This window comes from Paraburkholderia lacunae, from assembly GCF_003353175.1.
Lineage (GTDB): Bacteria > Pseudomonadota > Gammaproteobacteria > Burkholderiales > Burkholderiaceae > Paraburkholderia > Paraburkholderia lacunae.
The window spans coordinates 91,419-104,158 of record NZ_QHKS01000010.1 but is presented as its reverse complement, the minus strand read 5'-3'; the positions used below and the strand labels follow the sequence as shown (position 1 = coordinate 104,158).

The 12,740-nt window shown below is 61.0% G+C and carries 8 protein-coding genes and 1 pseudogene; 4 read left to right on the top strand and 5 right to left on the bottom strand.

Annotation, left to right across the window (positions count from 1 at the left end; genetic code table 11):
* Positions 1-2: 2 nt before the first annotated feature.
* A pseudogene (locus tag DLM46_RS16985) lies at positions 3-260 on the top strand (LysR family transcriptional regulator); the annotation flags it as partial.
* On the opposite strand, the gene gmtX reads toward DLM46_RS16985, so the two are convergent.
* The 5 genes from gmtX to DLM46_RS16960 all read right to left on the bottom strand — a co-directional run bounded on the left by gmtX (position 156) and on the right by DLM46_RS16960 (position 7,599).
* Complete coding sequence (gene gmtX / locus DLM46_RS16980; protein WP_244306262.1) at positions 156-851, bottom strand: gamma-mobile-trio protein GmtX; 696 nt, start codon at positions 849-851, stop codon at positions 156-158. The pseudogene DLM46_RS16985 and the gene gmtX overlap by 105 nt on opposite strands.
* Entirely contained in the window at positions 848-3,460 is a 2,613-nt protein-coding gene (gene gmtZ, locus DLM46_RS16975; protein ID WP_115101906.1) for a gamma-mobile-trio integrase GmtZ, read from the bottom strand. The genes gmtX and gmtZ overlap by 4 nt, the downstream gene beginning before the upstream one ends.
* A 30-nt stretch (positions 3,461-3,490) precedes the next feature.
* Positions 3,491-4,870, bottom strand: a complete 1,380-nt coding sequence (gene gmtY, locus DLM46_RS16970) for a gamma-mobile-trio recombinase GmtY (RefSeq protein WP_115101905.1) — start codon at positions 4,868-4,870, stop codon at positions 3,491-3,493.
* Positions 4,871-5,177: 307 nt separating this feature from the next.
* Entirely contained in the window at positions 5,178-5,747 is a 570-nt protein-coding gene (locus tag DLM46_RS16965) for a TetR/AcrR family transcriptional regulator (protein WP_244306261.1), read from the bottom strand.
* Positions 5,748-6,135: 388 nt separating this feature from the next.
* On the bottom strand, positions 6,136-7,599 hold the full coding sequence (locus DLM46_RS16960) for an efflux transporter outer membrane subunit (RefSeq protein ID WP_115101903.1): 1,464 nt from the start codon (positions 7,597-7,599) through the stop codon (positions 6,136-6,138).
* A gap of 93 nt (positions 7,600-7,692) precedes the next feature.
* On the opposite strand from DLM46_RS16960, the gene DLM46_RS16955 reads away from it, so the two are divergent.
* The 3 genes from DLM46_RS16955 (at position 7,693) to DLM46_RS16945 (ending at position 12,641) form a co-directional block, all read left to right on the top strand.
* Positions 7,693-8,310: a TetR/AcrR family transcriptional regulator gene (locus DLM46_RS16955; protein WP_115101902.1), complete on the top strand. Its 618-nt coding sequence runs from the start codon at positions 7,693-7,695 to the stop codon at positions 8,308-8,310.
* Between the two features lie 81 nt (positions 8,311-8,391).
* Entirely contained in the window at positions 8,392-9,507 is a 1,116-nt protein-coding gene (locus DLM46_RS16950; protein WP_115101901.1) for an efflux RND transporter periplasmic adaptor subunit, read from the top strand.
* Positions 9,504-12,641 (top strand): efflux RND transporter permease subunit, encoded by a 3,138-nt coding sequence (locus tag DLM46_RS16945; protein ID WP_115101900.1) that lies wholly within the window; start codon positions 9,504-9,506, stop codon positions 12,639-12,641. The genes DLM46_RS16950 and DLM46_RS16945 overlap by 4 nt, the downstream gene beginning before the upstream one ends.
* The last annotated feature ends 99 nt before the right edge of the window (positions 12,642-12,740 follow it).

Below are 12,740 nucleotides of genomic sequence, written 5' to 3'. Positions count from 1 at the left end.
CCATGTCCTCAGAACGCATTGACCTTAACCTGCTGCGCGTGTTTGACGCAGTATTCGAAGACCGCAACCTCGCATTGGCGGGCAAACGCCTGAATCTCAGTCAGTCGGCTATCAGCCACGCGCTCACGCGCCTGCGGCAGGTACTCGGCGACGACCTATTTGTGCGTACGGGCAAGGGGATGGAGCCGACCGTGCGTGCGTACGGCATGGCAGCGCAGGTTCGCGGCGCGCTTCAGCAAATCAAGGCCGCGCTGGGCGTGGTCGTTCACGATCTCGCCATGCGTGCCCTCTCGCAATCCTTGCTCCGCAAGATGCGTGGCCGAAATCGCTTTCTGAAGTGCTTCACGCTCGGAAGGCGTGAGTTGCTCGGCGTTGCCGAATAGCATGACGGGTGGCGATGTGGGGGCGCCAGCGACGCGGACACCAACCGGGCGTCGATCGACAATTACCTGAGTGTTCGCCTTCAGCAGATTGACTTCCGCCTTGAGCTTGTCACGCTCGACGATGACGGACTGCATGATGGAGCGAATGGCAGGGTCATTGATACGCATCAGGTATTCGTGGCTTGCCAGCGGCTTCGATGCCTGCGGCGGCGGCTGGCCAACAAGGGTCGCCCAAGCCCCTACCAGCACGCGATAGTCGGCTGATTGAGCATTGTAGAGGACGCGTCCTTTCAGGATTCCTTTGGTTTCGGCCAGGCGCCCGATGGTTGGGAGCGAAAAATCGCGGGATCCTGATTCGTGGTGCTTGCGACAAATCTCGTGCATCGCCGTTAGTTTGGCGCGCCGATGAGAGCGTCCGCCTTTGGCAAGCAGCGTGTCGAGAACGACGTCCGGGTGGTCGATCGTCATGTCGTTCGCGCGTCCGAATCCGCGAGCGTTCGTGATTTGCGGGCGAACGTCGGAATGGAGTTGCCCTTTGGCAGCAGCGCGGTGAGATCGACACCAAATCGCTCGCTCAAGCTTTCACCGGCGTCCATCAGATTGATCACTTGCCGCTGCCCCAGCACCGGATTCGCCGGATTCATCTGCTGTGCGAGACGACGCATAAAGGCATTGCCCGCACGGAGTTGCTCGTCTTCACTCAGCATCATGAACATGGGCGGCACGTCATCGCGATAAAGCACGGCGTCGAGCAGCTGGCTACGACGGAATACAGCCTTGCCAGCATCAAGATCAGGATAGAGTTCAACGTTTTCGCAAACACCAGCGAGTTGCAGCAATTCCGACTCCGTCTCCTCGAACGCGAGGTGCACGTCGGTGGCAGCGCCTACGGCCACCAACTGTGTGTCCCCTTCGCGTGCCACGTCGAGCGCGGACTTACAGCGTTCGATCAGGCGCCAGCAGGCCGCCAAATCCTCAGCCAGGTCGTTAAATCGCTTCATCGTCCCTTCCCACACACGTTCCGCCTGTCGGAAGGTATCGAGATGGGTAAACACATGTCCGGCTTCCTCAGAATCAGCCTTCTGCTTCTTCAGATCAAGAAGAGCCTTATCACTGGCGAGGCAAGTGTTGCGCGCCTCGTCGAAATGGTAGGCGACCGTGTTGAAGTGCGCCGCGAGCGCCGGCAGATAGTGCGGCTCAGTCACAAACCAGCGACAACGAATGCAGTTGCGACTGCCTCCGGGGACCGGGGCATGTTTTGGATTACTGAAAGGAGTACCCGGAAGAATCAACGCGCCTCCGTTGTGACATCCGCCTACGGCTCGGTTCTCCGTCGTGTCATGGGTGTTGCCGCCCACGGTGCACAGGCCGTGGTGCATCGGCATCCAGCCGACGGGATTACGCGCTGCGGGATGCTCCGGGATAATGTTTCCGACGCTGGACGAACTGTTGCATATCGCTTTCTGCAGAAGCTCGTCGTGACTTGTGTCGAGCAAAAAATTCTGGATGCTCGCTTCTTTGTTCGCTTCCAGACGCTCTTTCGCATCGAGCAACATGTCGTGAATATAGGTCGCGCCGGGCTTGGTGTAGTACAAGGTCATAACGAGGCGGCTATGACCGACGAGCTTTTGCAATACCGGAAACGGCACCTGACCTTCGAGTGCCAGTGCCGTAATCAAGGAGACGCGCAGACTGTGCAGCGGAAACAAGGTCCTTCGCCCTCCTTGTTCTTCTGTGGATGGGAGGAGTCGAATCGGCGCCCCATTGCGATGAGTCTCGGCCCGGTCAGCGAGGCGCAGTTCAAGGTCTCCCAACAAGCGAAACCAGCATAGATCCATCGCCGCATCATTGAGCGGAAGATGGCGCATATGAGCCGGGGACTCGCGCATCCGGAACAGAAAGCACATGTCAGGATAACGCGCCAATTGCACATCGCTCTTGGCGTTGATATGACGGCGATCTAATTCCATCCATGATGTCAGGCGTGCGACGGGGTTGTATTTCTCCTGCCAGTCGCGCAGCTTCTCCAGCCAGTAAAAAACATTCTGATGCACCTCTCCGCCGAGAGTCCACGGCATCACATAGCCATTCTCGGGTCTAGACCTCGCAATATCGGCGGTCTTGTTTGTGTTGATGTAGAGGACCACAGACGATGCTTCACCGTCGATGAGAGCACGGAACACCCCCTGTTGTAGAGGCCTGGACTCGCTGCCCCGAGCAAGGCCGCCTAAGTTCACCTGCCATCTACCACATGCATACCGCCAAGTATCCGCTTCCCCAGAGTCGAGCACACGAACTTGGGATGTGCGCAGCGGTAGGATGAGCTTCACGAGCATGGCAACCCATCGTACTGGACTCCACATCTGCAAAACCTGCCCGCCGCGATAGTTCCTGCTTAACTTGCGTATCCGCCACACGCAGTCTGGGTCGTCATGATCAATCTGGTCTTCGGTTACATCAAACCAGTCGGGGGCATTCGCACCATAGCAGCCAAGCCTCGCTCCGAGCGCATTCTGCGCCCACCGCCAGTCGCGAAAATGTGGTCCTGCTGCCAGGATTTGACGCAATTGGTCGATGTAGCCGTACGGTAGCGGTGAATGCACGCTCTCGTCGCGCTTCGGAAATCCGCTTTTCGACATGCGAGGCACGGGGTTGTGGAACACCGGCATCACTACAGGTTTGCCAGCCTCGTCGATTTGACTGAAGTGTCTCAGCAGTACGAATTGCAGGAAAGCGTGGACGTGGTTGTTTGCGCTGATGCCATACTGAGAATTTGAACAAGCTGTCCGATGGAACTCGGGGACATGTGTAGTTTGTGCCAGGAATACGGTCGGATCAAGAGGCAACCTCTGGATGAAAAGGTAACGCTCAAGGAAGAGCGATAGCGCGCTGAGTTTGTGGCCAAGGTTATGCGTTTCGCCTCTTATCCACTCCAACGCCAAAACGCGCCAGGCGTCCAGCTCAGGATACTGTTCCTCGACCCAGCTAAGCGTCGGATCTGCATCGCGACTCTTACTGCGCTCAGTCCTTGCGGCCTTGCGGCGTCCTTTGGGCTTGGTTGCAGAAATTTTTACCATGGGAATTGTTCAATCGTTACGGGCGGCTGGTCAGCATGGATATGCTGGACCTGGATGGGAGACGACTGGATCTCCTTGCAACCGTCGCACGGCTGCATCGAGTGCAATCCGGGCTTCGCGGGCACTTGCTCGCGTGTAGATTTCCTGGCTTTCAATGGACGAGTGATGCATGAAGCGGCGGATCAGTGCCTTGTCGATGCCAGCGCGCTTCAAGCGCTGCCCATAGGCGTGGCGGTGCCCATGCGGAGTCGTCCCGAGAGCCTTTCCGACGTTGAGACCAATGCGCCTGCACGCGGCAGCGTGAGCCTTGTTGTATTGGGTAAGCGTATACATCGCCCCGAATGGTTCTCGCTTAAGATTGACGAAGGCAAACGGATGGTCCCGATCGAAGCGTGCGACCTGTTTGAGGTAGCGATGCCATAACTCGAGAAACCATTCGCCGTATTCGGGTACAAACCAATACGCCTGTTTGTAGTAGGCGCCATCGTGCATGCCGCCTTTCCAGCCCGCATGACGGCGATCCATCAGGTCGGTGCGGGGCACCAGGCCGAAGTGGTGGGCGAGATATTCAGCGCGATTGGATTTTTTTTGTTGTCTCCGGTCGTCACGCCAGTCGGATGGTGCGGCTCCATAGTGCGGATGGTGGATGAGGACTTTGGCTTGTCGGGGACTTGAGGGATCTGGGAATACATCCTGGACGTAGAGGTGGAAAGGCTCGGACTCTCGAAAGCCCGCGCCGTGCAGCAACAGGGTAATCAGAATGCCACGATAGTCGTACCGATCCCCGGTACAGAAGCCCTTGAATAGCAAGTCTTCAAACTGGTCTTCGGGAAATACTGGGGGCTCACCTTGATCGACCGTGGGCAGGTTTCGATAGCGGACCCGATGCCCTATCGACTGCATAGTCGCGTTTGCTGCCCATGTGTGTCCGAGGAACGCCTTGTTTCGCCGGTACTGATAGGCAGCTTCGTCGGTTTGTCGGTCGAAAACCCCGCCGGCATATCGTGGATTGATTTTTGATTCTTCGGATCGCACCTCCCCCAACCAATCGAAGAAGTCGGTCAAATGGGTAATGATGCGCGCCGCGTCGTGCGGCGATCGGGGCGACCAGCACAACCCGGTGGAGTCAATTCCGGTTTCGCGATTGCAGGTGCCCGTGTACAGGCGTTGCGCAAAGTTCTGAAACAGACAATGGGGATCGCGTTCAGTAGGATTGGCCTGGAGGTATTCGAGGAAGAGTCGAATTGACCGTGTTACTTTCCGCATCCATTCCAGACTCCGATCATGGTTCCGGTGCAGGAAGTAGTCGATCAACGGCTCGAGAACCCCTGACGCGGTAAGAAGCGCGGGGATCTCGGTGTAGACGCTGGTTTCGTCCGTAAGGACCCTTGCTTTGACGCTGACGAACATGGCTCGACGGCATAAAAGTCATCATCCTGCGGACAAATTGAGTCACCACGTTGAAGGCCACTATCGGGAACGTGCCCGGCGTGCGCCAGACTGGCTAAAGCCTCTTCAGCGTAACTGTCGCAGGGCCGGCGCATGCGTATTTCGGAGGCTGATGCGCATCCCCATCGGTAGCTCGTGAGCACTCGCTTCGGCAAGTGATGAACAACCGAAACGGCGTCGTGAACGCCTTACGCGTCGGGCGGGTAACGGATTGAGTCGCTTAACGGGATGTCTGTGGAAGAGCGGGCAAGATCAAGCCAAGGTTCACTCAGCACGACGGCCTGAAGATCACCCTCGTGAAGATGTTGCACAACACCGCTTCGGCCGAAGCGTTCGGCAGCTCGTTGGGCATGGTCATGTTGTAGTAGAGGACACCATCCATCAGTGCGATAGCGGCGAGCGCATGGTCGGCGCAAGGGCCTCGCAACTGCATGTTAGCGCGCTTGCAGAACTGCTCGATGATGGACGCGACCATATCGCGCTTTTCCAGCCACAGAACGTTCACGCGTTGCCGGAATTTCTCGTCGCGCATGGCGTGCAGACGTGCCTCAGCCCAGATGACGTAGTGGTTGTCGTCGCGATAACACCGCGCATACAACAAGGTAAGCTGCTTTTGCGGCTCTTCGCTGGACGGGGCGGCGTCTAGCAGCTTGCGCAAGTTTTCCCGGATGTTCTGATGATCGAGACGGAGCAGTTCGACAAACAGGTCGCTCTTGCTGTTGAAATTCGAGTAGAACGCGCCGCGGGTATAGCCGGCCCGGGCGGCGATTTCCTCTACGCTGGTCGCGGCCAGCCCTTTCCTGGCGATGCTCAAGGCCGCTGCGTCGAGCAGACGCATGCGGGTCTGTTTGCGGGCTTCTTCCCGTGTCAATCGTTTGCGTGGCATACGACAAGGTACCCAGCCATCTGGTACATGTAATTCGCGTTATTGAATTTTGGACGTCCAGCCTTGTAATGAAATCCGTTTGCCCATCCCCCGGGTTGACGTGCGGGTTGCGGACCGAATACTCCCATCAGCGCACCCAAACATGAATCAGCCGGGTGCTGCGCGTCGTGCAGGCGAAACGCTCCGCTTCCATTCCTTGATGGCAAGTGACGGCGGGGACGGTTCGACAGGCAGTCGTTCCGGTGCCCGGGTGAAATGGAGTCCTCAGCAATGGCCATGGAGCGACGAAGATGGCGAAATTCCATGCTCTTCCTTGAGCGCTATAGGCGCGCGTAGTTTGCTACCTGATGGCTACCGCCGCCTCGGATTCGCCGGGTTGCCAACCACCCCCGAGTGCCTTGAAGGCAGCGACCGCTGCACGTGCTGATTCCGTTTGCGCCTCCGCTCGCTCATCCGAGGCGCGGAGCAAGTTTTCGTCGGCCTGCAGGACCTCGATCAGGCTGACGACGCCTTTTTGATAGGCCGCAAACGAAGCCCCTCGCGCGCGGCCGAGCGAATCCACGCCCTGGGCGAGTACAGCAGCCTGTTCCTCGCGCTTGACCAGTGCCGAAAAAGCGTTCTCTACGTCCTCAGTTGCATGTAGCGCAGCAAGCCGATACGCAGCCAGCATCTCGGCCTCCCGGCCCCGGGCCTCGCTGATCTGCGCATTAATCCGACCAAAGTCGAACAGACGCCAGCGCAGACCCAGCACGCCGGCCGCCTGGCTGGCGCCGCTCGAGAACAGATCGCCGCTGGCCACTGATGTCGCGCTGCCGATCAGTCCACTCAGGGAGAGCTTGGGGTAGTACTCGGCGATGGCGACACCAATACGTGCATTCGATGCGGCGAGGCGTCGCTCGGCCACGATCAGGTCAGGCCGGCGCCTGAGCAGTTCGCCCGGCGATCCCGTGGCTCCGATCTGCGGGGCGGCCGGAATGTCGCCCGCTTCGAACAGTTCCGCCCGATGCGTGCCGGGCTGCGCGCCCAGCATGACATCCAGTGCGTTCATGGCCGCGTCCAGGCCCGTCTCGAGGACCGGGACGGATGCCCGGACCTGGGCAAGCGCCCCCTCGGCCTGCCTCACCTGAAGTTCGGCCGCCAACCCCTTGCCATACAGAAGGTTGATCGTTGAGAGCAGATCCTGCTGCGTCTGCACCTGCCGCCGGGCAACGATCAGACGGGCTTGCAAGCCACGGATACTGATGTAGGTGTCGGCGGTCTGTGCCGCCACAGCCAGACGCGTGGCCGCTGCGCCCGCTTCCGAAGCCTGGTACTCGGCAAGCGCCGCTTCCTTTCCACGACGCAGTCCTCCAAACACGTCAAGTTCCCAGCTCGCGCTGAGATTGGCTTCGTAATCGTTGCCGTAGCGGTCGAAACCTGGCGTCGAGTTCAGGACCCGCCCCAGGGGCGTTTCAACGGATTGATAGACTCTGGCTGCCTGGCCGCTGACATTGCCGGAAGGCAGCAATGCGGCATTCGCCGCCCCAAGTCCTGCACGCGCCTGGGCGACGCGAGCGGATGCCTGCACGAGGTCAAGGTTCTGCTCCAGCGCAAGCGCGACGAATCGTGTCAGTTGCGGATCGCCGAAACCCGTCCACCAGGTGACGAGGTCGGCAGTGGCCGTCGCATGCCGCTGATCAACCGCGCCCTGGCCCTGGAACCGCTCTGGCATCGGTACGTCGGGCCGAACGTAATCAGGACCGACGGCGCAGCCTGCCGAGAGGCTGGCGACGATGAGTAGGGCAAGGGTGCGTTTTGGCAGCATGAGCTTCTTCCGGCGAAGAGAACGGGTGATGTGACTATAATACACTTTAGTCACTTGTTGTCGATTCCAGAGAGCGGCGGTAAGCTAGGAACCATGAAAAATGCAGCCCCCTATCCCATTTCGGCTCGCGGCCCGGCCGACCACGACGTGCGCGATCAGATCGTTGCGGCGGCCACCGAGCACTTCAGCCGGTATGGCTACGAGAAGACAACCGTTTCCGATCTTGCCAAGGCCATCGGCTTTTCCAAGGCGTATATCTACAAGTTCTTCGAGTCCAAGCAGGCTATTGGCGAGATGATCTGCGCGAACTGCCTGCGCGAAATCGAAGGCGAGGTCAAAGCGGCCGTTGAAGAGGCCGACCGGCCGCCAGAGAAGCTGCGGCGGATGCTCAAGGCGATCGTCGAGGCCACCCTTCGCCTGTTCTCCCAGGACCGCAAGCTTTACGAGATTGCCGCGTCGGCCGCCACCGAGCACTGGCAGGCGACGATCGCCTATGAAGAGCGCATCCAGAAGCTGCTTCAGGACATCCTGCAGGAGGGCCGGCAGAGCGGGGACTTCGAGCGCAAGACGCCGCTGGACGAGACCACGATGGCGATCTACCTGGTCATGCGCCCCTACCTCAACCCGTTGATCCTGCAGCACAGCTTCGACTACACCGTGGAGGCGCCGGCGCAGCTGTCCAGTCTGGTGCTCCGCAGTCTGTCCCCTTGAAGCGATGCGATTGTGACTGTTGACTATATTGGTCACTAGAACCATAATGGAAGCCGTCATCACTTCGTCGATGGGACTTTCATGCTTTCGCGTCGCTTCGCCACCTCTACCGTCGTCTGTGCCTTGCCATTTGCGCTGGTCGCTTGCGGCGCAAAAGCACCATCCGATCCGCGCACCGAGGCGCCCATGGTGCGTGTCGCCATCGTCCAGAGCGCGACTCAAGCGGCGCGTTCGTTCACGGGAACCGTAGCCGCCCGGGTGCAGAGCGACCTCGGGTTTCGCGTCTCTGGCAAGGTGCTCGAGCGGCTTGTGGATGCCGGGCAAACCGTCCAGCGCGGCCAACCGCTCATGCGCATCGACCCCGTCGATCTGAAGCTCGCTGCGCAGGCGCAGCAGGAGGCAGTTGCGGCCGCGCGAGCGCGGGCGCAGCAGACGGCGGAGGATGAAGCCCGCTACCGCGATCTGAGCGGCACCGGTGCGATCTCGGCTTCGGCCTACGACCAGATCAAGGCGGCGGCGGACGCGGCCAAAGCCCAGCTCAGCGCAGCCGAGGCCCAGGCCGACGTAGCCCGGAATGCGAGCCGCTATGCAGAGCTCGTGGCAGATGGCGATGGCGTCGTCATGGAAACGCTGGTCGAGCCTGGCCAGGTCGTCAACGCGGGGCAGGTCGTGGTGCGCCTCGCACACGCCGGGCGCCGCGAGGCCGTTATCCAGTTGCCGGAAACCCTGCGCCCTGCGGTCGGTTCGGTCGCGCAAGCCGCGCTCTTCGGCAAGGAAGGCATTAGCGTTCCGGCCACGCTCCGGCAGCTCTCGGATGCGGCGGATCGCCTGACCCGAACCTTTGAGGCGCGGTATGTGCTGGACGGGGAGTTCGCCAACGCACCGTTGGGCGCCACGGTCACGATCCGGATTCCAGATGGACATTCCTCGGCGCAAGGCGGCTTGCAGGTGCCGATCGGCTCCCTGTTCGATGCGGGCAAGGGGCCCGGGGTGTGGGTCATCAACGGCGAGCCGGCAAAGGTTGCCTGGCGCCCGGTTGCGATCCAGCATCTGGACGACGATGGCGCACGCATCGCCGGTCAACTCAGCCAGGGCGACCGGGTCGTCGCGCTCGGCGCGCATCTGCTGCGCGAAGGTGAGCAGGTCCGGGTGGCAGGCCAGGCCGCCGCCCCTACGACCGAGGGAGCCCGTCCGTGAGCGAAGGTCGTTTCAACCTGTCGGCGCTCGCCGTACGCGAGCGCTCCATCACCCTGTTCCTGATCTGCCTGATCTCGCTGGCCGGGCTCATTTCATTCTTCAAGCTGGGCCGGGCGGAGGATCCCGCATTCACGGTCAAGGTGATGACCATCATCACCGCCTGGCCTGGGGCCAGCGCGCAGGAAATGCAGGATCAGGTCGCCGAAAAGATCGAAAAGCGCATGCAGGAACTGCGCTGGTATGACCGTACGGAGACCTACACAAGGCCGGGCCTCGCCTTCACGACCTTGACGTTGCTCGACAGTACACCGCCTTCGGAAGTGCAGGAGCAGTTCTACCAGGCCCGCAAGAAAGTCGGCGACGAGGCAGCCAACCTTCCGCCCGGCGTCATCGGGCCGATGGTCAATGACGAATACGCCGACGTCACTTTTGCGCTGTTCGCGCTCAAGGCCAAAGGCGAACCGCAGCGCCTGCTGGTACGCGACGCGGAGACGCTGCGCCAGCGGCTGCTGCATGTGCCCGGCGTGAAGAAGGTGAACATCATTGGCGAGCAGGCGGAGCGGATCTATGTCGAGTTCTCGCATGACCGTCTGGCAACGCTGGGCGTCAGCCCGCAGGACGTGTTCGCCGCGCTCAACAGCCAGAATGTGCTGACGCCGGCCGGCTCCGTTGAGACCAGGGGCCCTGAAGTGCTGATTCGCGTGGACGGTGCCTTCGATGAAATGCAGAAGATCCGCGACACGCCGGTGGTGGCGCAGGGGCGCACGCTGAAGCTGTCGGACTTTGCCACCGTCAAGCGTGGCTATGAAGATCCGGCGACGTTCATGATCCGCAACGGCGGCGAACCTGCGCTGCTGCTGGGCATTGTCATGCGCGACGGCTGGAATGGGCTTGATCTCGGCAAGGCGCTGGATGGCGAGGTCGGTTCGATCAACGCCGGATTGCCGCTGGGCATGAGCCTGACCAAGGTCACCGACCAGGCGGTCAACATCAGCTCGGCGGTCGATGAGTTCATGGTCAAGTTCTTCGCCGCACTGCTGGTGGTCATGCTGGTCAGCTTCGTGAGCATGGGCTGGCGCGTGGGCCTTGTGGTCGCGGCGGCCGTGCCGCTGACACTGGCGGCGGTCTTCGTGGTGATGGCCGCGACCGGCAAGAACTTTGACCGTATCACCCTGGGGTCGCTGATCCTGGCGCTGGGCCTGCTGGTGGACGACGCCATCATCGCCATCGAGATGATGGTGGTGAAGATGGAAGAGGGTTACAGCCGCGTCGCTGCCTCCGCCTATGCCTGGAGCCACACCGCTGCGCCCATGCTGTCGGGCACGCTGGTCACGGCCGTCGGCTTCATGCCCAATGGCTTCGCCCGATCCACCGCGGGCGAGTACACCAGCAACATGTTCTGGATCGTTGGCATTGCACTGATCGTGTCCTGGGTAGTCGCAGTGGTTTTCACACCCTACCTGGGCGTCAAGCTGCTACCCGACTTCAGGAAGGTCGATGGTGGCCACGGCGCAATCTACGACACGCCGCGCTACAACCGTTTCCGTCAACTGCTGGGGCGCGTCATCGGGCGCAAATGGCTGGTCGCCGGCTCGGTGGTGGGCCTCTTTGTCGTGGCCATACTCGGTATGTCGGTGGTCAAGAAACAGTTCTTCCCGATCTCCGACCGCCCTGAAGTGCTGGTCGAAGTGCAGATGCCCTATGGCACGTCGATCGCCCAGACCAGCGCCGCCACGGCAAAGGTGGAAGCCTGGCTGGCCAGACAGAAGGAAGCCCGGATCGTCACCGCCTACGTCGGCCAGGGCGCGCCGCGCTTCTATCTGGCGATGGGACCGGAACTGCCTGATCCGTCGTTTGCCAAGATCGTGGTGCGCACAGACAGCCAGGATGAGCGCGACGCGTTGAAGCAGCGACTGCGCCAGGCGATCGCAAACGGTCTCGCGTCCGAGGCGCGCGTACGCGTCACACAACTCGTATTCGGCCCGTATTCGCCGTTCCCGGTCGCCTACCGGGTCACTGGTCCGGACCCGGACAGGCTACGCGGTATTGCGGCTCAGGTTCAGCAGGTGATGGATGCCAGTCCGATGATGCGCACGGTCAACGCTGACTGGGGCACGCGCACGCCCACGCTGCACTTCACCTTGCAGCAGGACCGGTTGCAGGCGGTGGGACTGACCTCCAGCGCGGTGGCGCAACAACTGCAATTCCTGCTGACCGGTGTCCCTGTCACTACGGTGCGTGAGGACATCCGAACAGTGCAGGTCATTGCGCGTTCGGCCGGCGACGTCCGTCTCGATCCGGCCAGGATCGGCGACTTCACGCTGGCTGGCGCCAACGGGCAGCGCATTCCGCTCTCACAGGTGGGCAAGGTCGACGTGCGCATGGAGGAGCCGATCATGCGCCGTCGCGATCGCATGCCGACGATCACCGTGCGGGGCGACATCGCCGATGACCTGCAGCCGCCGGATGTATCGGCGGCGATCACCAGGCAGCTCCAGCCCGTCATGGACAGGCTGCCGGGCGGCTACCGCATCGAGCAGGCCGGCTCCATCGAAGAATCAGGCAAAGCGACGGTAGCCATGTTGCCGCTATTTCCGATCATGCTGGCGATCACCCTGCTGATCATCATCTTCCAGGTGCGCTCGATCTCCGCGATGGTCATGGTGTTCCTGACCAGTCCGTTGGGGCTGATCGGCGTCGTGCCAACCCTGATTCTTTTCCGGCAGCCATTCGGCATCAATGCGCTGGTCGGCCTGATTGCGCTGTCGGGAATCCTGATGCGCAACACGCTGATTCTGATCGGGCAGATCCACCAGAACGAACGGGCGGGCCTTGATCCGTTCCACGCAGTTGTCGAAGCAACCGTGCAGCGTGCCCGACCGGTGATTCTGACCGCGCTGGCGGCGATCCTGGCCTTCATTCCGCTAACCCATTCGGTGTTCTGGGGAACCCTCGCTTACACGCTGATCGGCGGCACTTTTGCAGGGACGATTCTGACCCTGGTGTTCCTGCCGGCCATGTATTCCATCTGGTTCAAGATCAGGCCGGGCAATACGGACGGTCGGAAAGACCGTCACAAACAGGCCCAGCCTGTGGAACAGATGTTTGAGGACTTGCCCGCCGGTCAGAGGTAAACAACGCCGCGCAGCGAGGAAACGAGATGACGATCGGAGACTGCGTTGCCCTGGTCACAGGCGTAAAAGGTAGCGTATTCGTCCGACTCTTCTCACCTC